General features: G+C 67.8%; 19 protein-coding genes. 11 read left to right on the top strand and 8 right to left on the bottom strand.

Annotation, left to right across the window (positions count from 1 at the left end; genetic code table 11):
• Window positions 1–94 precede the first annotated feature (94 nt).
• Window positions 95–655, bottom strand: a complete 561-nt coding sequence (locus BM394_RS14895) for a helix-turn-helix domain-containing protein (RefSeq protein ID WP_092979031.1) — start codon at window positions 653–655, stop codon at window positions 95–97.
• A 69-nt stretch (window positions 656–724) separates the two neighbouring features.
• Here BM394_RS14895 and BM394_RS14890 point away from each other — a divergent pair, with 69 nt between their 5' ends.
• A complete protein-coding gene (locus BM394_RS14890; RefSeq protein WP_092979029.1) occupies window positions 725–1,948 on the top strand; it encodes a benzoate/H(+) symporter BenE family transporter in 1,224 nt (407 codons plus the stop codon).
• A gap of 211 nt (window positions 1,949–2,159) precedes the next feature.
• Here BM394_RS14890 and BM394_RS14885 read toward each other — a convergent pair whose 3' ends face one another.
• Together BM394_RS14885 and pruA are read right to left on the bottom strand one after the other, a co-directional pair.
• The gene (locus BM394_RS14885; RefSeq protein WP_092979027.1) at window positions 2,160–3,086 is read right to left on the bottom strand and encodes a proline dehydrogenase family protein; all 927 of its coding nucleotides are present in this window, start codon (window positions 3,084–3,086) and stop codon (window positions 2,160–2,162) included.
• Window positions 3,087–3,116: 30 nt separating this feature from the next.
• Entirely contained in the window at window positions 3,117–4,745 is a 1,629-nt protein-coding gene (gene pruA, locus BM394_RS14880; RefSeq protein ID WP_092979025.1) for an L-glutamate gamma-semialdehyde dehydrogenase, read from the bottom strand.
• Window positions 4,746–4,875: 130 nt separating this feature from the next.
• Between pruA and BM394_RS14875 the strand changes: the two genes are divergently transcribed.
• From BM394_RS14875 to BM394_RS14855, 5 genes are all read left to right on the top strand, one after another.
• The gene (locus BM394_RS14875; protein ID WP_092979361.1) at window positions 4,876–6,585 is read left to right on the top strand and encodes a PucR family transcriptional regulator; all 1,710 of its coding nucleotides are present in this window, start codon (window positions 4,876–4,878) and stop codon (window positions 6,583–6,585) included.
• Window positions 6,586–6,862: 277 nt separating this feature from the next.
• Window positions 6,863–7,312 (top strand): universal stress protein, encoded by a 450-nt coding sequence (locus BM394_RS14870; protein WP_092979023.1) that lies wholly within the window; start codon window positions 6,863–6,865, stop codon window positions 7,310–7,312.
• 1 nt (window position 7,313) lies between these two features.
• Entirely contained in the window at window positions 7,314–8,270 is a 957-nt protein-coding gene (locus BM394_RS14865; RefSeq protein WP_245780211.1) for an adenylate/guanylate cyclase domain-containing protein, read from the top strand.
• 116 nt (window positions 8,271–8,386) lie between these two features.
• Window positions 8,387–9,772 carry an FAD-binding oxidoreductase gene (locus tag BM394_RS14860; protein ID WP_092979019.1) on the top strand — a complete coding sequence of 462 codons (1,386 nt, stop codon included), beginning with the start codon at window positions 8,387–8,389 and terminating at the stop codon, window positions 9,770–9,772.
• Window positions 9,773–9,847: 75 nt separating this feature from the next.
• Window positions 9,848–11,080 (top strand): SAM-dependent methyltransferase, encoded by a 1,233-nt coding sequence (locus tag BM394_RS14855; RefSeq protein WP_092979359.1) that lies wholly within the window; start codon window positions 9,848–9,850, stop codon window positions 11,078–11,080.
• A 373-nt stretch (window positions 11,081–11,453) separates the two neighbouring features.
• Here BM394_RS14855 and BM394_RS14850 read toward each other — a convergent pair whose 3' ends face one another.
• Window positions 11,454–12,896, bottom strand: coding sequence for a lipase maturation factor family protein (locus BM394_RS14850; RefSeq protein WP_092979017.1), 1,443 nt, complete (start codon window positions 12,894–12,896; stop codon window positions 11,454–11,456).
• 149 nt (window positions 12,897–13,045) lie between these two features.
• A complete protein-coding gene (locus BM394_RS14845) occupies window positions 13,046–14,392 on the bottom strand; it encodes an FAD-dependent oxidoreductase (protein ID WP_092979015.1) in 1,347 nt (448 codons plus the stop codon).
• 408 nt (window positions 14,393–14,800) lie between these two features.
• On the opposite strand from BM394_RS14845, the gene BM394_RS14840 reads away from it, so the two are divergent.
• The 4 genes from BM394_RS14840 (at window position 14,801) to BM394_RS14825 (ending at window position 20,717) form a co-directional block, all read left to right on the top strand.
• The gene (locus BM394_RS14840; RefSeq protein ID WP_092979011.1) at window positions 14,801–15,607 is read left to right on the top strand and encodes an SAM-dependent methyltransferase; all 807 of its coding nucleotides are present in this window, start codon (window positions 14,801–14,803) and stop codon (window positions 15,605–15,607) included.
• Window positions 15,608–15,611: 4 nt separating this feature from the next.
• Window positions 15,612–17,801, top strand: coding sequence for a putative bifunctional diguanylate cyclase/phosphodiesterase (locus BM394_RS14835; RefSeq protein ID WP_092979009.1), 2,190 nt, complete (start codon window positions 15,612–15,614; stop codon window positions 17,799–17,801).
• Window positions 17,802–18,006: 205 nt separating this feature from the next.
• Window positions 18,007–20,070 (top strand): threonine--tRNA ligase, encoded by a 2,064-nt coding sequence (gene thrS / locus BM394_RS14830; protein ID WP_245780210.1) that lies wholly within the window; start codon window positions 18,007–18,009, stop codon window positions 20,068–20,070.
• A 122-nt stretch (window positions 20,071–20,192) separates the two neighbouring features.
• Entirely contained in the window at window positions 20,193–20,717 is a 525-nt protein-coding gene (locus BM394_RS14825) for an HIT domain-containing protein (RefSeq protein WP_207227656.1), read from the top strand.
• Window positions 20,718–20,836: 119 nt separating this feature from the next.
• Here the strand turns inward: BM394_RS14825 and BM394_RS14820 are convergent, their stop codons facing one another.
• Window positions 20,837–21,376, bottom strand: a complete 540-nt coding sequence (locus BM394_RS14820) for a YceI family protein (RefSeq protein WP_092979005.1) — start codon at window positions 21,374–21,376, stop codon at window positions 20,837–20,839.
• 196 nt (window positions 21,377–21,572) lie between these two features.
• On the opposite strand from BM394_RS14820, the gene pgsA reads away from it, so the two are divergent.
• Window positions 21,573–22,175 (top strand): phosphatidylinositol phosphate synthase, encoded by a 603-nt coding sequence (gene pgsA, locus BM394_RS14815; protein WP_092979003.1) that lies wholly within the window; start codon window positions 21,573–21,575, stop codon window positions 22,173–22,175.
• 330 nt (window positions 22,176–22,505) lie between these two features.
• Here the strand turns inward: pgsA and BM394_RS14810 are convergent, their stop codons facing one another.
• Window positions 22,506–22,829, bottom strand: coding sequence for a hypothetical protein (locus BM394_RS14810; protein WP_092979000.1), 324 nt, complete (start codon window positions 22,827–22,829; stop codon window positions 22,506–22,508).
• On the bottom strand, window positions 22,819–23,226 hold the full coding sequence (locus BM394_RS14805; protein ID WP_139235236.1) for a hypothetical protein: 408 nt from the start codon (window positions 23,224–23,226) through the stop codon (window positions 22,819–22,821). Before BM394_RS14805 ends, BM394_RS14810 begins: the two co-directional genes overlap by 11 nt.
• Between the last annotated feature and the right edge of the window lie 185 nt (window positions 23,227–23,411).

Raw genomic sequence — 23,411 nt, 5'->3', positions numbered from 1 at the left:
GCCGTCTCGGGGGTCGCGGCCTCGTTCTGTTCCGGGTCGTGTGGCTGCTCTTGATCGGTCCCCGTCCGAATGCTCGGGCGGGATGGGGCGTCATTCAACCTTCCCCGTAGCGCATGACGAGTGTGCCGTGCACATCGGTGTGAGGCGCCTCGTAGACGTGGTCCACGCCCCCGTCGAAGCTGATGTAGTCGCCGGGCCCGAGCGTTTCGGGGGTCGACACCGGGCCGGTTGTCAGTGTTCCGGAGTGCACCAGGAGCTGTTCGACGACCCTGGGGCGGTGGGCGGGGGAGACGTAACGCTTCCCGGCTCGCACGTGGATTCGGTAGATCTCCAGGATCTGACCACCACTGCCTGTCCGGTCGACCAGTCGTACGTCGACCGCCTGTCCGGATAGCTCGGCGTGATCGGTCCCTCGTACGACCAGCGTCGTCGCCGTCGGGGATTCGGTTTCCGCTATCAGCAGCAGGCCCAGCGGGACACCGAGCACCGTGGCCAGGGCGTAGAGGGTTTCCAGTGTCGGGTTGCGCTGCCCGGCCTCGAGTTCGGACAGGGTCCCCTTGCCGAGATCGGCACGACGGGCGACCTCGGACAGCGACAGGCCGCGATGCTCGCGCGCCGCACGCAGGTTCGCCCCGACGACCTTGACCATCTCCATCGCGCCCTCCTAGCATGACTGCGTTCTATAAACAGAACGAATTGCTTTCGACGATCGGACTGATCGCCCGTGCGCTTGCGTCAGCGTCTGACCAACACGCTTCCGATGACCGCGGTGGTTTCAGGAGGTGTGACGACACTGGTCGGTGTCACGAGCTCGGTGGCCCTCGTCTTCCAAGCGGCCAGAACCGTCGGCGCGAGCCCGGCCCAGATCTCCTCGTGGATCCTCGCGCTCGGTGTCGGCATCGGCGTCACCTCGATCACGTTGTCCTTACGCTATCGAGCGCCGGTGGTCATGGCCTGGTCGACCCCCGGCGCCGCCATGCTCGCCGCAAGCGCACGGGATGTCCCGCTGTCCGAGGCCGTCGGGGCCTTCCTGATCGCTTCGGCTCTTACGGTGCTCGTCGGAGTCACGGGATGGTTCGAACGCGCTGTGAACCTCATCCCGGCGCCGATCGCCTCGGCACTGCTGGCAGGCATACTGCTGCGGTTCGGCATCGACCTGTTCACCGCGATGCGCGCCCACCTCTGGCTGATCCTCGCGATGCTGGTGACCTATCTGCTCTGCAAGCGGCTGCTACCGCGCTACGCGGTGCTCATCGCGCTGGCGACGGGGACACTGCTTACGGTCGTCCAGGGCTCGTTCCAGCTCGATACCGTGCGCCTGGCCGTCGCTACGCCGGTTTTCGTGTGGCCCTCCTGGTCGCCTGCCACGACCATCAGTCTCGCGATCCCGCTGTTCGTCATCACGATGACCTCGCAGAACCTGCCGGGTGTGGTGACGCTGCGGGCTCACGGGTACCGGACACCGGTATCACCGATCCTGTCCTGGTCCGGCCTCGCGAACTCGGTACTCGCCCCGTTCGGCTGTTTCGGTATCAACCTCGCCGCGATCACGGCCGCTCTGTGCATGGGGCCCGATGCTCACGAGGATCCGGCCCAGCGCTACCGAGCCGGCATCGTATCGGGGGTGTTTTACTTGGTGCTCGGTCTTTTCGGCGCCACTCTCGGAAGTCTCATCGCCGCGTTGCCCGGCGCGCTCATCACCGCGATCGCCGGGATCGGACTGCTGGACACCATCGGGGGGTCGCTGGCGACCGCGACCGCCGAGCCCGCGACCAGGAACGCAGCGCTGATCGCCTTCCTCGTCACCGCCTCAGGGGTGTCGATCCTCGGTATCGCTTCGGTTTTCTGGGGACTGATCACGGGAGTCAGCGCTCACTCGATCCTCGGCCGACCCGCACCGAGTCCCCCGGTGACCGGGCAGACGGCGGATCAGCCGAACGAACGGTGAGGGGCGCGCGTTCGAACGGTGACAGGCGGCGGGAGATCTCGGACGGCGACGAGTTCGCGCGGAACGCGGTGCCGTGCCCGCACCGTTCCCTCCGGCGCTCGTTCTCCCCAGGAATCGCGCGCCGCCCCGTTGGCGGAACCCACCTACCAAGAACCCGCCCGACCGTCCCCGGGCGACGATGACCGGGCGACAGCCGGGCGGGAGCGCGTACTCAGCGCGTCAGCAGCGAACGCAGGAAGAACCCGACGTTGGCCGGGCGTTCGGCCAGCCTGCGCATGAAGTAGCCGTACCACTCCTCGCCGTAGGGCACGTAAACCCGCAGGTTGTGCCCCGCCGCTGCGATGCGGCGCTGCTCGGCGGGCCGGATGCCGTAGAGCATCTGGAACTCGTAGCTGTCGGCACCACGCCCGTGACGCTGGGCCAGCTCGGTGGCGATGGCGATCATGCGGGGATCGTGGGTGGCGATCATCGGGTGTCCCTCGCCCGCCATGAGCGCCCGCATGCAGCGCACGTAGGACCGGTCCACTTCCTGCTTGTCCTGGAAGGCCACCGATGCGGGCTCGGAGTAGGCCCCCTTGCACAACCGAACCCTGGAACCCGCGGTGGCCAGGTACCGGCAGTCCTGCTCGGTGCGATGCAGGTAGGCCTGCAGGACCGCTCCCACCCAGGGAAAGTCCACGCGCAGGTCGGACAGCGTCCGCAACGTCATGTCCGTGGTGGTGTGGTCCTCCATGTCCAGGGTGACGGTGGTACCCACGGCGGCCGCTGACTCGCAGATCCGGCGGGCGTTGTCCAGCGCGATCTTCTCCCCGTCCGGGGAGAGCTGCTGCCCCACCGCCGAGAGCTTGACCGAGACCTCCGCGCGGTCGGCCAGTCCGGCGTGGTGCAGCTCCGAGAGCAGCCCCTGGTAAGCCCGCACCGTGTCGTCGGCCCGCGTGACGTCGGTGGTGTCCTCACCGAGGTGGTCCAGGGTGACGTGCAGCCCCTCCTCGGCCAGCCGAGCGGTCACCCCGATCGCCTCGCGGGAGTCCGCCCCGGCCACGAACCGGTCCACCACCGTCCGGGTGAGTGGATTGGCCTCCACGAGCCCACGTATCGCACCGGACCGGGCCGCGGTCAGCATCACACTGCGCAGCATCTTTCATCTCCTCGCGGATCGTGGCCGGGCTCAGCCCTGGTGCGGGTACGTGTGCTCGGTGGGGGCGTCGAAGGTCTCCTTGACGGCGCGGGGGTTGACCCAGCGCTGCAGGTTGAACATCGAGCCGGCCTTGTCGTTGGTCCCGGAGGCGCGCCCGCCGCCGAACGGCTGCCTTCCCACGATCGAGCCGGTGGGCTTGTCGTTGACGTAGAAGTTGCCCGCCGCGTGGCGCAGCTGCTCGTGGGCCTGCCCGATCGCGCTCCGGTCGTCGGCGAAGACCGCTCCGGTCAGTGCGTAGGGGCTGGTCTCGTCCACGATTCCCAGGATCCGCTCGTAGTCGTTGTCCTCGTAGACGTACACCGCCATGATCGGTCCGAAGTACTCGGTCGTGAACGCCTCGTCGTAGGGGTCGGTTCCCACCATGACGGTCGGTTGCACGAAGTAGCCCACCGAGTCGTCGTACTCGCCGCCCGCGAGGATCTCCAGCGACGGCTCGTCCGCCACTCGGTCGATCGCGGCCTTGTGCTTGGCGAAAGCGCGGTGGTCGATGACCGCCGCACCGAAGTGCGAGAAGTCGGTCGGGTCGCCGTAGGTGACACGTCGGGTGGCTTCGACCAGGTTCTCCCGCATGCCGGATTCCCAGAGCGAGCGCGGGACGTAGGCCCGCGAGGCCGCCGAGCACTTCTGCCCCTGGTACTCGAAGGCGCCGCGAACCAGGGCCGTGACCACCTTGTCGGAATCCGCGGAGGGGTGCGCGACGACGAAGTCCTTGCCACCCGTCTCACCGACGATGCGCGGGTAGCTCCGGTAGCCGTCCAGGTTCTCGCCGATGGTCTTCCAGAGCTTCTTGAACGTGGCCGTGGAACCGGTGAAGTGCAGTCCAGCCAGATCCGGGTCGGTGAGTGCGACCTCGCCGACCGCCTGTCCGTCGCCGGTGACCATGTTGATCACTCCCGGCGGCAGCCCGGCCGCCTCCAGCATGCGCATGGTGAAGTGCGCGGCGAACTGCTGGGTCGGGGTCGGCTTCCAGACCACCGTGTTTCCCATCAGCGCGGGCGCGGTCGGGAGGTTGGCCGCGATCGCGGTGAAGTTGAAGGGGGTGATCGCCGTGACGAACCCGTCCAGCGGGCGGTACTCCATCCGGTTCCACTCGCCGGGTACCGAGTTGGGCTGCTCGGCGAGGATGCGGCGTGCGAAGTGCACGTTGAACCGCAGGAAGTCCGCCATTTCGCAGACCGCCTCGATCTCGGCCTGGTGCACCGACTTGGACTGCCCCAGCATGGTGGCGGCGTTGATGGTGTCCCGCCACGGGCCCGAGAGCAGGTCCGCCGCGCGCAGCATCACGGCGGCGCGCTCGTCGAAGGGCATCGCCGCCCAGTCCGCGGCCGCGTCCTTGGCCGCCTGCACCGCCTCGGCGACATCGGCGTTGGTCGCTTGCGCACAAACGCCCAGAACGCGGGAATGATTGTGCGGTTGGACAACGTTGAACCGTTCACCACTCGCCATCCGCTGTTTGCCCGCGATGGTCGTGGTCAACTCGATCGGCGCTGCCTGCAGCTCGGCGAGACGCCGCTGCAGCGACTCCCGCTCGGCGCTTCCCCTGGCGTAGGACTTGACCGGCTCATTGGCCGGTACCGGGACCGAAGTGATGGCATCCATGACCTTACGCCTCCTCGCGCGACGTCGGTGTCGATCGTGGGCCGGACGTGTCGCTACCGGCCCCTCCAATTGCCGAGGATAGAAGTTCGAGCGCCCGGTCGGCTTGTACGAGCGGCTATCGTTGACGGTGATGGATTGGTCGATCGAACAACCGGTTGCCGATGGGTGGTATTCGGCGAGTGCGGGTGGCAACGACGAGCAGCCGGGTACCACCGGGGTGGCGCTGCGGCAGCTGTTGATCGCGGTGGGCGAACCGCTGGTCGACGTGCTGGCTGCCCCGGGCGGGTTCGACGTCGCCGTTCACGACGTGGTCATCCTCGATCCGGAGGAGGCCCCGGGAACGGGAGCCGGGGATCTCGTGCTGGTGATCGGTACCCGTGGCCGCTCGGCGGTGCCGCTGGTGCGACGGGTGGCCCGTTCCGGTGCCGCGGCGGTGGCGGTCAAGGTCGACGCGGATCAGGACGCTCGTGCGCTGCGGGAGGCGGCCATCGGCGGCGGCATCGCGCTGCTCGGGGTGCGTCCCGATGTGCGGTGGGAGCAGCTGGAGTCGTTCGCCCGGTCGGCGGTGGAGAACGCCCGGCTGACCGGTGAGGCCGACGTCGGGGAGGCGCTGGGGGACCTGTTCTCGCTGGCCCAGACCGTGGCGGCGCTGACCGAGGGTATCGTCAGCATCGAGGATACCGCCAACCGCGTGCTCGCCTATTCGCGCTCCGACGACGAGGTCGACGAACTGCGCAGGCTGTCCATTCTCGGCAGACGCGGTCCGGAGTCCTACCTGGCCATGCTGCGGGAGTGGGGGATCTACCAACGGCTGCGCGGCGGGGAGGAGGTCGTCCGGATCGAGCCCCGCCCCGACCTGGGGATTCGGCGAAGGATGGCCGTGGGCATCCACGCCGGTGCGCAGCCGCTGGGAACCATCTGGGTGCAGGAGGGCGCTCGCGGGCTCAGCGAGCACAGTGACCGCTCGCTGATCGGGGCGGCGCGGGTGGCCGCGCTGCAGTTGATCCGCCAGCGCAGCGAGTCGACCATGGCTCCCCGGTTCCGGGAGAACCTGCTGACCGGTTTGCTGGAGAGCCGCATCGACGGGAACTCGGCCGCGGCCAACATCGGCGCCGATCCCCGAAAATCCGCCGTGGTGGTGGTACTGACCCTGCGCCCCAGGGAGCACACCGGTGTGTCCAACCGCTCCGAGATCGAGCTGGAACGCGCCGAGATGACCAGTCTGATCTCGGTGCACGCCGCTTCCTACCGGCGCAGCGCGCTGGTGACCACCATCGGTTCCCGGGTGTACGTACTACTGCCCGATCTGCCGGACCGGCACGCCGAATCGGCGGTTTCCGGACTGGCCCAGGAGATCGTCACCGCGGCGCGGAGCCAGCTCCGCTCCGGTGTCCAGGCCGGCATCGGTTCGGTCGTCGCCACGCTGGACGACGTTCCGGTCTCCCGCATCGAGGCCGACCGCATCCTCGACGCGCTCGGGCACGACCATACAGCCGAGGTCGCCACCATCGACGACGTCCGCTCCCGGGTGCTGCTCAGCGAGGTGCTGACGATGCTGCGGGACAACGAGCGGGTGCGCGATCCCAGGCTGGCTACCCTGCGCGCCCACGACGCGGACAACGGCACCGAGTTCGCCCGCTCGCTGCTGTGCTACCTGGAGTTCTTCGGCGATGTCCGAGGTGCCAGCCTGTCGCTGCACGTGCACCCGAACACGTTGCGCCACCGTGTCCGGCGGGCCGCCGAGATCAGCGGCATCGACCTCGACGATGCCGCGGAGCGGCTGAGTGTTCAGCTGCAACTGGCGCTGTTCCGACAAACCGAGTCCCGGCCACGGGGTTGAGCGGGTCGTGCCCGCCCCGCTCGGCGTTCCGGGTTTCCGGTCGGTGATGGGTGAGGTGACTACGGTGCGAAACCACCGTGACGATTCCGAGGCGCGGTCGTTGAGCTATTGATGTTTCCCGATCGAAACGTTGACCGGGCGTGTGCTCCCCGGGCGCGTCCGGTGCCGCACCGACCGCTCGTGCGGTCGTATCCACCGCGCGACCCGTCCGGTGAGCCGATCGGCGAACCTCGTCGAACGTCCGAGCAGTCCTGGTGGGGCGGAGAGTGAGAGATCGATGACTGGTTACCGCAAGGTGGTCGTCGGAACCGACGGATCGTCCCCTTCGATGTACGCCGTCCGGCGCGCGGCGCGGTTGGCGGGTGACTCCGCCGAACTGGTGATCGTCTGCGCGTACTATCCCAACAGCAGGCGCGACGTGGAGCGCGCGCGGGACGAGATGGGGCAGGAGGCCTTCCAGGTGGTCGGTTCCGCGCCCGCCGAGGACAGCCTGCGTGACGCCATCGATCACGCCCGTTCCGCCGGAGCGGGCAGTGTCGATACCGTGTCCGTGTTGGGGCCGCCCATCGACTCGCTGATCGAGACCGCCGAGAGCCACTCGGCCGATCTGCTGGTGGTCGGCAGTCGCGGTCTGAACACGCTGAAAGGACGAATCCTGGGATCGGTGCCCTCGGAGGTATCCCGACGTTCGGAGTGCGATGTGCTCGTCGTTCGAACCACACGATGATTTGGTAGCGCCGGACAATCCGGTGGAGCGGGCGTTGCTCGGCGGCGAACCCCGCTACCGCAAGGCCGACGTGGCCCGGTTGGCCGGCGTCGAACTCGCCAGGGCCGAGCGGCTCTGGCAGGCGATGGGCTTCGCGCACGTCGCTCCCGAGGCCGTTGTGTTCACCGATTTCGACGTCGATGCCATGCGAACGGTGGACAAGCTCGTATCGGCCGAGGTGATTCCGCCGGAGCTGGAGACCGCGGTCGCGCGTTCACTGGCCCAGACCATGTCGCGGTTGGCCGAGTGGCAGCTGGGAATCTTCAAGGCCGTGCTCGGTGACACCTTCGCCACCGACATCGAAACCACCGCCGAGGTCGCCGAGGCGATCCTGCCGGTGATGGAGAACCTGCAGGGCTACGTCTGGCGCAGGCACCTCTCCGCCATCGCCGCACGGGAACTCGACGAGGCCGACACCGGGCCGGAAGAACCGACAGTGGTGGTGGGCTTCGCCGACATCGTGGGCTACACCCGGTTGGTGCGCGACTACAGCGAACGTGAACTGGCGCGGCTGATCGACGACTTCGAGGACCTGGTCACCAGGGTGATCGCCGAGAACCACGGTCGAATCGTCAAGACCGTGGGCGACGAGGTGCTGTTCGTGGCGGACACGGTCCGCGACGGGGCGGAGATAGCGCTGTCGCTCAACGAGAACGTCGCGCGGGAACCCGACCTGCCACCGCTGCGGATCGGTCTGGCCCACGGCACGGTGCTGGCCCGGTTCGGTGACGTCTACGGCTCCACCGTCAACATCGCCAGCAGGCTGACCACGCTGGCCAGGCCCTCGTCGGTGCTGGTGGACCGCGAGTGCGCGGCCGGCTTGCGCTCCGAGTCGGATTTCTTGCTGACCTCGCTCGGGCCGAACAAGGTATCCGGTTTCCGCGGCCTGCGGGCCTGGGCGCTGCGTCGCTCCGAGTGATGTCGGACAGGGCCTGGTGCCCCCGGAGTAGTACCGCGTGGACGGTTCGCGTATTCTGACGCGTTTCTCGCGAATCGGGATGCCCGCACCGGCGGTGCGGCTTAGAGTCGTAGATCATGGAGAGCGATCCGCCCGCCGCACCCGATCGTGTCGAACACTCCGACGAAGTCGCCGCGCTGGCCGCGCGCTACGGTCGGATCCCCGCGTCCGAACGGGTTCGACTGGCCAAGTCCACCTCGAATCTGTTCCGGTTCCGCGCGCCGGTCAGCGGCGGCGGGCTCGACGTCACCGGCCTGGACAGGGTACTTCGGGTGGATCCGCGACGGCGGGTCGCCGACGTCCAGGGCATGACCACCTTCGAGGACCTGGTCGCCGCTACGCTGCCGTACGGGCTGATGCCGCTGGTCGTGCCACAGCTGAAGACGATCACCATCGGCGGTGCCGTGGCGGGTCTGGGGATCGAGGCTTCGTCGTTCCGCAACGGGCTGCCGCACGAATCCGTGCTGGAGATGGAGGTCCTCACCGGTGACGGCAGCGTCGTGCTGGCGCGGCCCGACAACGAGCACGCCGAGCTGTTCCGCGGCTTCCCGAACTCCTACGGCTCGCTCGGCTACGCGCTGCGGTTGCTGATCGAACTCCAGCCGGTGCGGGACTACGTGCGGCTGCGGCACGTACCGTTCGACTCCACAGCGGCCTGCGCCGAGGCTATCGAGCGCATCGCCCGTTCGGGGAGCTGGAACGAGCAGCGGGTGGACTTTCTGGACGGCACCGTGTTCGGCGCGAACGAGCTGTACCTGACGCTGGGCACCTTCACCTCGCGAGCGCCCTACACCAGCGACTACACCGGTAACCGGATCTACTACCGCTCCGTGCGCGCCCGCGAGGTGGATCACCTGCGTACGCACGACTACCTGTGGCGCTGGGACACCGACTGGTTCTGGTGTTCCCGCGCTTTCGGCGCGCAGCACCCCGCGGTCCGCCCGTTCTGGCCCCGCCGGTTGCTGCGGTCGGACGTCTACCGCAGGCTCGTGTCCCTCGACCAGCGTTACGGACTGTCCGAACGGTTCTACCGGCTCCGCGGCCGCCCCGGCCGCGAACCGGTGATCCAGGACGTCGAGATCCCGCTCGACCGGTTGGCCGAGTTCCTGGAGTTCTTCCACCGCGAGATCGGCATCAGTCCGGTGTGGCTGTGTCCGGTGCGGCTGCGCGACGACCAGGGCTGGCCGCTCTACCCCATGGACCCGGCGACGCTGTACGTCAACGTCGGGTTCTGGGCCACCGTGCCGCTGGGGGAGGGGCAACCCGTCGGCACGCACAACCGGGCCATCGAGGCGAAGGTGAGCGAGCTCGACGGGCACAAGTCGCTGTACTCGACCGCGTACTACGAGCCCGAGGAGTTCTGGCGCCGTTACGACGGAGCCACGTACCAAGGGTTGAAGCAGCGCTACGACCAAGCGGGCAAGTTGCCCGATCTCTACGACAAGTGTGTGCTGGGTACCTGAGCGCGCTCGGTTGCTACCACGACTTCCGGACCGAGTCCCGGTAGTCGCTGTCAGGTCGATATGGAGGGTTCGACGATGTCATTGGCAGCCGTGTTCGCACGTCTGTTCGGTGAGGATCCGCCCATCGAGTTCCGCGGCTACGACGGTAGTCGCAGCGGGCCTGCCGGTTGCTCATCGGCCATAGTGATCAATTCTCCGTTGGCACTGGCACACCTTGCCGCGGCCCCAGGGGAACTGGGGCTGGCGCGGGCCTACATCAACGGTCACATCGAAGTGCGGGGTGACATGTACACCGCGCTGGCGGCGTTTCCGTCCGTGGTGATGTCCGATGCTTCCCGGAAGCTGCGCGCCGAGCTGGCGGTGAGGCTCGCTGGCTACCGCCTCTGGTGGCCCGTTCGGCCACCGGAGCAGGAGAACCGCGCCCGCGGCGGCAGGAGGCACTCAAAGCGCAGGGACAGCGAGAGCATCTCGTACCACTACGACGTGTCCAACCTGTTCTACGAGTGGGTGCTCGGGCCCTCGATGACCTACACCTGCGCGGTGTTCGAGCGAAGCGACGCGACCCTGGAGCAGGCGCAGTACGCCAAGCACGATCTCGTCGCCCGCAAGCTCGGGCTCGAACCGGGCATGCGGCTGCTGGACATCGGCGCGGGCTGGGGCGGCATGGTGCTGCACGCGGCCGAGCACTACGGGGTGCGCGCCATCGGGGTCACGCTCTCGCGGTCACAGGCCGAGTGGGCGCGACGGGTCATCGCCGACCGGGGACTGGGTGAGCTGGCCGAGGTCCGCTACCAGGACTACCGAGACGTGCCGGAATCCGGCTTCGACGCGGTGAGCTCGATCGGGCTCACCGAACACATCGGGCGGGAGCAGCTGCCGGAGTACTTCAGCTTTCTGCGGGAGAAACTGCGCCCCGGTGCGCGACTGCTCAACCACTGCATCACGCGTCCCGACGGTTCCTACCCGGCCAGGACGGGCAAGTTCATCAGCCGCTACGTCTTCCCCGACGGCGAGCTGGAGCCGCCGGGCGAGCTCGCTTCCCGGATGCACGACAACGGCCTGGAAGTCCGGCACGAGGAGAACCTGCGCGAGCACTACGCGCTGACGCTGGCCGGCTGGTGCGAGAACCTGGAGCGCAACTGGCGCAAGGCCGTGGCCGAGGTGGGGCACGCCAGGGCCAGGGTGTGGCGGCTTTACATGGCGGCTTCTCGGCTGGCCTTCGAGCGCAACCAGCTCCAGCTGCACCAGATGCTGGGAGTGCGTTCGGAGGGCGGGACCAGCTCCATGCCGCTGCGTCCGGACTGGTGAGTCGACGCCGCTCCCGTGCCGATCGAAACTCGCTCGTGATGTCCTCGACGAGGAGGATCGAACCGCCTTCGAGTGAGAGTTTCGGGGCGCGTTGTGAGAAGTCGCCCGGGACTTCGACACCTCGCACCTCGACGACGTCCTCATCCGATGGTGGGGGCGGGCCGTCGATGCGGCACAGCCGACCAGCCACGAGGAACGGGACGCCGTCGAACGGCCGAACGCGGTGATTTCTCGAAAGATCAGCGGGTACGACCCGAAGTCGGATCGTTGGACGACAACGACCGCCAACGGGATGATCCTGATTACGTTCGTTCTCGGTGAGAACGTGCTTCAGGTAAACATGCTACGAGTGCAGGATCCCTGAACGCTTCGATCAGTCGTTCGGTGAAACGTCGTCCAGCGATACCGCGGGGATCAGTTCGGAAACCGGGGTACGCACCCACCAGACGCCGGACTCGCGCTTCTCGGCGGCGGTGCTGAACCGGTAGCGGAACAGTCGGGCGCGAACGTAGCGCGGGGCGGCCTCCCGGAACGGGTTGTGTCGCAGCAGCGAGAGGATCCGACGTTCGTCGCGCAGCATCGCCACCAGCAGCCGTTCCAGCCATCCCCGCCCGTAGGACGGCGAGATCGCCACGAACCACATCAGCCAGTCCAGCCGCAGGTGATACGGCGCCACCTGCGGCGAACGCTTCGTCACGTCCCCCGGCTTGCCCCGGAAGCCGTACTCCCGCCACTCGTCGTCCTCGCCGCGGCCCTCCAGTACCACCTCGAACCGAGCCCGGGTAACACTGCCGAAGGCGCCGTAGGTGTTGGCCAGGTGCAGCTTGTTGAAGCTGCGGTTCATCACCTGGCCGCGCCCGATCATGTTGCGGATCGGCCAGTAGCTGAGCACGACGACCAGCACGGTCAGGGCCAGCACCGTCGCCCGATACCACATCGGACCGGCGGTTCCGAGTGCTGAACCCGGTGTGAGCGCGTCCACCGGTATCCAACCGAGCAGCGTGGTGTCCATCGCCGCGAACGCCAGCGTGATGGTGATCAGGTTCAGCCAGGCGAAGTTGCCGCTGAGCATCAGCCAGCCCTGCGTCGCGATCATGATCAGCGCGGCGATCGTGGCCACCGGCTGCGGTAACAACAACCCGAACGGCACCACCAGCTGGGTGAAGTGGTTGGCCAGCACCTCCACTTTGTGCAGCCCGCCGGGCAGCTGGTGGAAAACCCGGCTCAACGGGCCGGGCATCGGCTGTGTCTCGTGATGGTGGTGCAGCGCGCTCAGGTCGCGCCAGGCCGGGTCACCCCGCATTTTGATCAGACCGGCACCGAATTCGACCCGGAACAGCAACCAGCACAGCAACCAGATCACCAACACGGGTGGTTCGGTGTGGGCCGGTCCGAGGAACACCGCGAGAAAACCGGTTTCCAGCAGCAGCGATTCCCAGCCGAAGGCGTACCAGATCCGGCCGATGTTGACTATGGACAGATACAGCGCCCACAGCACGAACCACACCGCCATCGAGCCCCAGAGCGGGAGCGGGTCGGCCAGCCCGCAGAACGCGGCCACGCTCAGCGACAGCCCGAACCAGCCGCAGCACAGCACGAACCGATCGGAGTAGTACAGGTGGAACAGGCTGGGTGCGCGGCGGAAGCCCACGTGGCGCAGGAACGGCGGGGTCGGGGTCAGTCCTCGTGAGCCGAGCAGGGCGGGAAACTGGTTGATCACGCACAGGAAGCCCATGGCGTAGCACAGCGCGAGCAACCGCCGCACCACGAATCGTGCCGGGCCGTACTCCGGTGCCCAGAACCAGTCCCAGCCCATCGCCGCTCCGCTCCACGGTCCGACCGGCCCGCGCACGTGTGGGCACGGCGCGGGTGTACCTTCCGGTCGGACCGTAGGAGCGTTACCGGCTCCGGTCGAGCTTCCGGCGCACGGTGGCGCGCCGTGTCACCGCGTCAGGTGGTGCGCCGTCAGCTGTCGCCGTCGCGGCTGACACGCACCATCTCGTCGCGTTCGACGACCTTCATCCGCTCCCGACCCCGTTGTTCTCCGAGGGCGCGTTCGTGCTCGTCCAGCAGGTTCCAGCCCTGCCAGGTCGTGTAGGCGATCCCGCGCTCCGACAGCATGCGCGGGACGGCCTCCCCGTCGTGGCCCGCACCCTCGGTGATGTCGGCCAGCATGTTGTTCACGGTTTCCAGCGCGTCACCCTTGGTGTGCCCGATGAGTCCCACCGGGCCGCGCTTGATCCAGCCGGTCGTGTAGACGCCGGGAATGTGCTCCCCGTCCATGTCCAGTACCCGGCCCCCGTCGTGCGGGATGGTGCCGGAGCGGTTGTCGAAGGGGACGTCGGGAAGCGCGGAGCTGAGGTAGCCGACCGCGCGGTAGACCGACTGCACCTCGACGGTCTCGAACTCGCCGGTACCGTTCACCGAGCCGTTGCCGTCCAGTTCCATGATCTCGGTGCGCAGCCCCTCGACCCGGTCCGTCCCGAGTACCTCGACCGGTCGCCGGAGGAAGTGGAAGTGCAACCGCCGCCGGGTGTCGCCCTTCGGATCCCGCAGCGCCCAGTCCTGCAGCGTTTTGACCACGGACTTGACCTGGTTGTTGGTCCTGATGGCCTCTTCGCTGGCCTCGTCGAGCTCGAATCCCTCGGGATGCACGATCAGTTCCATCTCCGACTGGTGGTCGAGCTCGCGCAGTTCCAGTGGAGTGAACTTGGTCTGGGCGGGACCGCGCCGTGCGAACAGGTGCACGTCGGTCACCGAGGAGTCGCGCAGCGCCCGGTACACGTTGTCCGGGATCTCCGTGCTCAGCAGGTCGTCCGCCTGCTTGGCGAGCACGCGCGCGATGTCCAGGGCCACGTTGCCCGCGCCGAGCACGGCCACCCCGCTCGCGTCGAGGTTCCAGTCGCGGGGTGCTTCCGGGTGCCCGTCGTAGAACGAGATGAACTCGGAAGCGCCGTGGCTGTGCGGCAGGTCGATCCCCGGAATGTCGAGTTCCCGGTCGTCGGCGGCTCCGGTGGAGAACACGACGGCGTCGTAGTGTTGCCGCAGATCAGCCAGCTTGCAGTCCACGCCGTACTCCACGTTGCCGAAGAATCGGATCTCCGGTTTGTCCATCACCTTGTGCAGGGCGCTGACGATGCCCTTGATGCGGGGATGGTCGGGTGCGACTCCGTACCTGACCAGTCCGTACGGTGCGGGCATTCTGTCGAACAGGTCGATCTCGACCGGTGTTTCCGACTTGGTCAGGATGTCCGAGGCGTACACGCCGGCGGGGCCGGCTCCGATCACTGCTACTCGAAGCGGATGGCTCACGGCGGTCCTCCTGGGCGCGGTGCCCTCGCGTTGCTGACTGAGGTCGGTTCGTGGGCGGGGCCTGTACGGCGTTCGTTCCGACCCGCCGAGAACCTCGGCTCGCGGTCGGCCGCCCGGCGAATACGACCCTCCCCAAACAGCTTAGGCATACCTAAACGCCTGGCCCGCGATGTGGACGGGTGACGCTGGTTACACCCCCGATCGGAGTAGTGGCGTATCGATTGGGGGTCCAGTACCGACCGTGAGTGATCAGGCGCGACGGGTGAGGATAGGATTCGTGTTGATCTCTCGGTGGTGCTTCCGGTGAAGCCGGGGCGGGGTGGACGCACCGTGGACCGAACGGACCAATCACGAACGGGCCGAGGTATCGGGGGGTGCCATTGGTGGCCCACGACCAAAGGAGCTTCCATGACCGACCCGAGTCGGTTGCCCTCGGACGTGGATCTCGAGACAGCCAGTGCCGCGCGGTGCTACGACTATTATCTGGGCGGCTCGCACAACTTCGAAGTGGATCGCGAACTGGCCCGGAAAGTCGAGTCGCGCGTTCCGCACGTCAAACCGCTGGCGCAGGACAACAGGGCCTTTCTGCGCCGGGCGGTGCGGTACTGCCTCCGGCAGGGGATCAGGCAGTTCCTCGACATCGGCTCCGGCATCCCCACCGTGGGCAATGTGCACGAGATCGCCCAGGACCTCGACCCGGAGGCCCGCGTGCTCTACGTCGACAACGAGCCGGTGGCCGTGGCGCACAGTCGCACGATCCTTGAGGGCAACGACCGTGCCGACGTGGTCCAGGCCGACCTGGCCGAGATCGACGGGATCCTCGGGTCGGAACAGGCCGCGCGGCTGTTGGATCCGGAACAGCCGATAGCCGTGATGATGGTCGCCCTGTTCCACTTCGTGCCCGACTCGGCGCGTCCGGCCGAGATTCTCCGGAGTTACCACGAGTGGATGGCTCCGGGAAGTTTCCTCGGTTTCTCGCACGTCACCAGTGACCACTACCCCGAATTACTGCAGAGCATCATCGATCTCTACGCCGACAGCAGCAATCCGGTCACTTCACGGAGCTACGACGAAATCCGTGAGCTGCTGGAGGACTTCGAACTGGTGGACCCGGGCCTGGTCTACGTGCCGGAGTGGCGCCCGGACACCGAGGAGGACCGTTGGCAGGACCCGGCGCGCTCGCTGGTCTACGGCGGGCTCGGACACAAGGTGTAGCCCGATGAACGACACTTCTTCGGAAGCGCGTGGTTCCGATCCCGAGGAATCCGCGGCCGTGCCCGAACGGGACTCTCGGGTGGCCGAGTTCGCCCGCGGGTGGGCACGCGTGGTGCTCGGCACGAGTTACGTGCCGATGGGGCGCCCCGAACTGTGGGACTTCCTGGAAGAGCGCACCGAACGATTGCTGCGAGCGCTGGCAGCTGATTCGTTCGACTCCGGCAACGTGAACGAGCTGGCCGCCGATCTGGTCCGGGTTCACCTCGTCGACCCCCTCGCGCTGCGTCGCACGCTCGAACTGCTCGGCTCGCGGTTGCCGGGGTTGGCTCGGGAACTGGGAGTCGTGCACGGCGACACCGCCGAGCGGATGAACGAACTGCTGGCTTCGTTCGGTGAGGGATTCGCCGCTGCCGCCAAGCGGCGTGTGCTAGCCGATCAGGATCTCGTGCAGCGGGCCGTGCGTGACGCGCGGGACGGTGCCGAGGAAGCGCTGCGGGCCAGCGAGGCACGTTTCCGGGCCGTGTTCGACTCCTCCGCGCTGGGGATCGCCATCGTGGGGCTGGACGGTCTGATACAGGACGTCAACGACTCGATGGGAGTGATCTTCCGCACCACCGGCTCGGAGCTGCTCGGGAAGGACGTCCTGGAGCTGTGCGACGCCGAGTACGGCGATGCCCTCCGCGAGAAGGAGGACGAACTCGTCGCCGAGGTGTCCGAGCAGTTCATGGTGGACGTCCGCTACACCGCCCCGGACGAGACGCTCGTGTGGACCCAGGTCTCCGGTGCGTTGGTAAGGGACGGGAACGGTGCGCCGGAGTACCAGGTGCTGCTCTACGCCGAGGTCACCGAGCGACACCTGCTCTACGAGCGGCTCACCCTGCAGGCGAGCACCGATCCGCTGACCGGGCTGGCCAACCGCACCCGCCTGGGCAACCGGATGGAGGAGGCGCTCTCCCCCGTTCCCACGGGTCGGCGGGTGGGGATCTGCTACTTCGACCTGGACGGCTTCAAGACGATCAACGACAGCCTCGGCCATCCGATCGGCGACGAGCTGCTGCTCGCCGTGGCGCGGCGGATGGAGGCCGTCGCCGAGCGGTGGGGTGCGCTCGCCGCCCGGATGGGCGGTGACGAGTTCGTGCTGCTCGTGCCGGACACAGCGGGTCCGCCGGACATGGTGCCACTGGTCGAGCGGACGCTGGAGGAGGTCCGCAGGCCCGTGCGGATCGGCAACCACGAGTTGAAGGCCTCCGCCAGTGCCGGGGTGGTGGAACAGCCGGTCGCGGGCACCGACGCCGAACGGCTGCTGCGCGAGGCCGACATCACGCTGTACCGCGCGAAGGAGGAGGGCAAGGCGCAGTGGGTGCTCTACGACGCGGAACGCAACAGCGCGGCGCGTCGCAGGTTCGAACTCTCGGCCACCATGCCCGCCGCGCTGGACAACAACGAGTTCTTCGTGGAGTACCACCCGGTGCGCAGTCTCGACGACGATCACGTCGTGGCCGTGCACGCCGAACCGCGCTGGGACCACCCCGATCTCGGCGAGCTCGCCCCGGAACGCTTCGTCGAGCTGGCCGAGAACACCGGGATGATCACTCGGTTGAGTGATTGGTTGTTGCGGCAGGTCTGTGACCACGCCCGTGGCTGGCTGCGCGGGTTGGGCGAGCGCGCTCCCGTCGTCGCCGTCGACCTGTCCGGCAGGTACTTCCGCGACCCCGACCTGGTGAACGATTTCCGGAGTATCCTCGCCGACAGCGGAGTCACCGCGGATCGGTTGCGGCTGGGAGTTCCGGAGGACGCGCTGTTCGACGAAGTCGGCGACCCCGTGGACACCGTCGACATCGTTCGCGAGTTCGGTGCGGGGCTGGCGGTCCGCGATTTCGGTACCCGCTACACCGACATACGCAGATTGCGGGAACTGCCGGTGACCTCGGTGCACATCGCGGGCGAATACCTCGCCCGGATCGCCGAGTGGCCGGAGTCCGACCCGTTGGACGAGCACCTGGCCGACAGCGTGATCAACGCGGCCCGGTTGCTGGGGATGTCGGTGGTGGCGGGTGGAGTGGACACCCGCGGGCAGGCCGAACGGCTGCGCGAGAAGGGGGTCCACGCCGTGCGGGGGCGCCACGCGGGTGAACCGTTCTCCGCCGGTGAGGTGGAACAGGTCCTCGCCGACTCGTTGGAGGGGTCGGGGTGAAAGCGTCACCAGCGGTTGGCCGCCGGTCCGGTGCGGGGCCGAGCCGGTGTGGGGAGGCCCACGAGCCGGATGGCGGTGGCCGTGGCGGTGGCCGATAGCATCGACAGGAGGGTTTCCTCGGCCCGGCGGTGGGGTTTCCCGCGAACTCCGCCGGACCGGGTTTTCCGACAAACGTTCGTTCGAGCAGCAAACCGTAGGAGTAACCGTGTCAGTCTCGCCGTCCCAAGCCCAGCAGGAATCCCGGGTGAAGGTACCGGCGGGCACTACGGCCGGCGACGCCGTCCAGCAGGCGGGGTTGCCTTCCAAGGGCCCCGAGGCGGTCGTCGTCGTGCGCGACGACGAGGGACGGCTACGTGACCTGGCCTGGGTGCCCGAAACCGACACCGAGGTGTCGGCCGTGGCGGCCGACACCGAAGAGGGGCGCAGCGTCATCCGCCACTCCACCGCCCACGTGCTGGCGCAGGCCGTGCAGCAGCTGTTCCCGGAAGCCAAGTTGGGTGTCGGGCCGCCGGTCAAGGACGGTTTCTACTACGACTTCGACGTCGATCGGCCGTTCACCCCGGAGGACCTGCGGGCGCTGGAGAAGCGCATGAAGCAGCTCGTCAAGTCGGGGCAGAAGTTCCAGCGTCGCGAGTACACCTCGCTGGACGACGCACGTGCCGAACTGGCCTCGGAGCCCTACAAGCTCGAACTCGTCGATCTCAAGTCCGGCTCCGACGATGTCGACACCAGCGAGGTCATGGAGGTCGGCGACGGTGAGCTGACCGTCTACGACAACATCGACCGCCACGGGGAGACCGTGTGGGGCGACCTCTGCAGGGGACCGCACGTGCCACACACCCGTTTCCTGCCCGCCTTCAAGCTGACCCGGGTCGCGGCCGCCTACTGGCGCGGCGACCAGAGCAACCGGCAGCTGCAACGGATCTACGGGACAGCCTGGGAGTCCAAGGAAGCGCTCGACGCGCACCTGGAGTGGTTGGCCGAGGCGGAACGCCGGGACCACCGCAGGATCGGGGCGGAACTGGACCTGTTCTCCTTCCCCGAGGAGGTCGGATCCGGTCTGCCGGTGTTCCACCCCAAGGGCGGCATCATCCGTCGCGAGCTGGAGGACTACTCCCGGCGCAGGCACGAGCAGGCCGGGTACCAGTTCGTCAACTCGCCGCACATCACCAAGAGCGCGCTGTTCGAGACCTCCGGGCACCTCGGCTGGTACGCCGACGGCATGTTCCCCCCGATGCACCTCGACGAGGAGTACGACGAGAACGGGGAGCTGCGCAAACCCGGGCAGGACTACTACCTCAAGCCGATGAACTGCCCGTTCCACAACCTCATCTACCGCTCGCGCGGGCGCTCCTACCGTGAGCTGCCGCTGCGGTTGTTCGAGTTCGGGTCGGTGTACCGCTACGAGAAGTCCGGGGTGGTGCACGGCCTCACCCGGGTGCGCGGCATGACCCAGGACGACGCGCACATCTACTGCAGCCCGGACCAGCTGCAGGACGAGCTGAAGTCGCTGCTCGGCTTCGTGCTGAACCTGCTGCGCGACTACGGCCTGGAGGACTTCTACCTGGAGCTGTCCACCCGCAACGAGGAGAAGTACTCGGGCACCGACGAGCAGTGGCAGCGTGCCACCGACTCGTTGCGGGAGGCCGCCGAGAGCTCGGGGCTGGAACTGGTTCCGGACCCGGGCGGCGCCGCCTTCTACGGCCCGAAGATCTCCGTGCAGGCCAAGGACGCGCTCGGCAGGAGCTGGCAGATGTCGACCATCCAGGTCGACTACGACCTGCCGGAACGGTTCGATCTGGAGTACACCGCCGCCGACGGTTCCAAGCAGCGCCCGATCAAGATCCACCGTGCGCTGTTCGGTTCCATCGAGCGCTTCTTCGGTGTGCTCGCCGAGCACTACGCCGGAGCGTTCCCCGCCTGGCTGTCGCCGGTGCAGGCAGTGGGGATCCCCATCGCCGACGAGCACCTGCCGCACCTGGAACGCGTCTTCGACGTGCTGCGGTCCAAGGGGCTGCGGGTCGAGTTGGACAGCGGCGACGACCGGATGCAGAAGAAGATCCGCAACCACACCACCCAGAAGGTGCCGTTCATGGTGCTGGCGGGCGGTAAGGACGTCGAAGCCGACGCGGTCTCGTTCCGCTTCCGCGACGGGAGCCAGCTCAACGAGATACCGGTCGAGCAGGCCGCGGCGGCCCTGACCAACTGGGTGGAGCGTCGCGAGAACGCTTCACCGAGCGCGGAGAACTTCGGAGCGGAGCTGGCGTGACACGACTGCCCCACAACGGCACCGACGACGAGCCGGAGGAGCCCGCGAGCGGTGCGGGAACCTCCGGCCTCGGGGAATCCACGGCGGGCGAATCGGGCCCGGAGACGAGCACGCAGCACGGCATCGGTGTCCCCGACGCGTTGCAGCGGTTGTGGACCCCGCACCGGTTGACCTACATCCAGGGCGAGAACAAGCCCACCGGGGAGAACAGCGACGGATGTCCGTTCTGCCACCTGCTCGGCGATGATCGTTCCGACGAGGACTCGCTGATCGTGGCCAGGGACGAGCTCGTGTTCGCGGTGCTGAACCTGTACCCGTACAACCCCGGACACCTGATGGTGCTGCCGTACCGGCACGTCGCCGACTACACCGAGCTCACGCCGGGGGAGACCGTGGCCGTAGCGGAGTTCACCCAACGCGCCATGCGGGTGATTCGCAGCGTTTCCGCGCCGCACGGGTTCAACATCGGACTGAACCAGGGCCCGGTGGCCGGTGCCGGGATCGCCGCGCACCTGCATCAGCACGTCGTCCCGCGCTGGGGTGGCGACTCCAACTTCATGCCGGTGATCGGCCACACCCGGGTATTGCCCCAGTTGCTGGGCGATACCCGGGAGTTGCTCTCCGACGCCTGGCAGCGGGTGGAGTGAGTTCACGGGGCCGCGCGTTTCTCCGCGCGGCCCCGATGTTTCAGAAGCGGAAAGACCCACTCCCCGCGCCGACACGGCGGGAAGGCATCGGCCGGCTCCGCGAGCTCGGCTCCCCGGGGTCAGTTCCGCAGGGTGGCCTCGATCTCCAGCGTGATCTTGACCTTCTCGCCGAGCATGGCCCCGCCGTCGGGGCCGACCTTGAAGTCGGTGCGGTTCAGCGTGGTGCTCGCCGAAAGCCCCAGCAGCTTGCCGCCGTCGGAGGTGTCGGTGAAGCCGCCCGGCTCGGTTTCCAGCGACACCGGAACGGTGACCCCGTGGAGGGTGAAGTCACCGTCGATGATCCAGTCCTCGCCGTCCTGGCGGATACCGGTGGACCGGAAGGTCGCGGTCGGGTAGTTCTCCGTGTCCAGGAAGTCCTCGTTGCGGACGTGGGCGTCCCGGTCGGCGTTACCGGTGTTGATCGAGGTGGCGTCGATCGTGGCGGTCACGCTCGACTCCAGTGGGTTCGCCGCGGTCACGATCTGCCCCTCGAACTTGTCGAAACGCCCGCGCGAGCGACCGACCCCCATGTGTCGCAGGGTGAACTCGATGTCGGAGTGCACCGCGTCGATGTCCCAGGTGCCCACGGTGTAGCCGGGAATGGTAGCGGTTTCGGTCATGTCGGGACCTCCGGAGGGTGTCGGGGAAATTGTTTCCGAGCGAGACAACGCCTTCACCGCTCGGCGCAATCCACGTTGTGACGGAAATCATCCGGTGCGAGCCGCTGTCGCGTGGTGCGCTTCGGCCCGCTGATCGACGCCGGTTAAGCTGCGCTGTGCGGGTGACTGCCCGTACGGCGGCGGATGAAACGAAGCGATGTTGAACGTTTTCGCGCGAGCCTCGGTTTCCAGGATCACCGACCCGGTCGGTGCATGGTTGGTACGACATCGTGTGTCACCCAATGTAGTGACAGTGGTGGGGACCGTGTGCAGCGTCGCCGCCGCCGTGACGCTGTTCCCGCGCGGCTGGCTGCTGACCGGAACCCTGGTCGTCACGGTTTTCCTGCTGTTCGACCTGCTCGACGGCGCGGTCGCCCGAGCTTCGGGGCACGGCGGTGACTTCGGGGCAGTGCTGGACGCGGGCTGCGACCGCATCGCCGACGGCGCCGTGTTCGGTTCGCTGCTGTGGTGGGCGCTGGTAACTACCGGGAACGAGACGCGCGGCCTCGCGTTGCTGCTCTCGTTGGTGGCGGCCCAGGTCATCTCCTACGTCAAGGCGAGGGCGGAGGCCCAGGGGCTATCCGCCACGGCGGGGGTGGCCGAACGGGCCGAACGGTTGGTCGTGCTGCTGGTCGGAACGGGGCTGCACGGCCTGGGGGTGCCGTACGTACTCGACGTGGCGCTGTGGGTGCTGGCCGCGGCTTCGGTGTTCACCGTCGGTCAGCGGCTGGTCGGCGCTTACCGGTCGCGGGCGGGATAGCTGTCCCGGCCTCGGAGCGGCGTCGATTTCTCACTAAATTCCCGCTCAGCTGGGGCAGTACGGCAGAGATGGGTGTCGATTTCTCGCGAAATCGTCGGGTCGTCGATGCAGTGCCGAACTCCGACCACCCTCGCGGGCCGCACTCCGACCACTCCCGGAGGTCGAGCCCCCACCACTCCCACAATCGGCACCGCAGCGGGTTCTCTGGTGCGGCTCTCGTGAGGAAGGCCCGACGTGGTGTAGGTGGCTACTCGAGGTCGGGCCTGCCGGAGCGAGAGCCGTGCGCGAGGTTCCGCCAAGTAACCACCTAAGCAACCCGGCCGGACGAGCTCAACCACCCGAGGCGGGGACGAGTTCGGAGCATCCGGACCAGCAGAGGTAGTCCTCGATGACTTCGGTGTCGTCGGCGATCAAATCGTGGAAGGCGTTCTCGTCGGGTCTGTGGTGCTGGTCCAGCGGCATGATCGCGATCTGATACATCCCGAAGCGTTCTTCGGTGCGGTCGAGCACGGCCAGCGCCCACTCGCGTAGCCGGGGCAAGGCCGCGGCGTCGTCCACGCGGTGGTCGGTGGGCTGGTGGTGCAGCAGTTCGGTGTAGGAGCCCAGCGAGTCGGGGTTGACCACCCGGTACAGCGTCATGGTGTTAGAGAACATGGTTGCCTCCTGAGTCGTGGCGTTCGGGTCGTTCGGGGCGGTGGTAGGGGCATTCGCGGGGGCCGAGCGGGTCGAGGTGCAGGTACAGCTCCCCTGTGGTGGTGAGGATCAGCGCATCGAGGGGGTAGCCCAGCGACAGCAGGTGGTGGTCGTGGCAGTTGTCCCGTGATTCCGAGTCGGCTGGGGCAGGGCCGGTGGCGGCGTTGTACCGCACCGCCACCGCCTCGCTGCGGTAGCGCTGCACCGTTCCGGCCATCCAGGCCGCCGCGGCCCGCGGCGTGAACAACACCGCCACCGGCCGCCGCCTGCGGCGGGACCTGGAACAACTGGCCCGCAGATCCACATGGGCGTGCCAATGCAACGCCAGGTCGTGCCAAGCGCTCGGCGGCGGAGTCACGAGGTCTTCCTGTAAGCCGCAGGGCGAAGCGCCCTCCGCCCGACGCGCTCGCCCGGAATCACCACTGCTCCACAACCACCGCCTGACGCAGCACCAGTAGACGCGCGGCTCACACCCGCCACAACGGGCCCTTCCTGCGGCGGAACGTACGGGGATCTGTCTCTCGTGAACATGGCGTTGCCTCC

The organism is Actinopolyspora lacussalsi subsp. righensis (genome assembly GCF_900116555.1).
GTDB classification, from domain to species: Bacteria; Actinomycetota; Actinomycetes; order Mycobacteriales; family Pseudonocardiaceae; genus Actinopolyspora; species Actinopolyspora lacussalsi.
The sequence above is the reverse complement of the archived record's forward strand: the minus strand, read 5'-3'. Positions and strand labels throughout refer to the sequence as shown.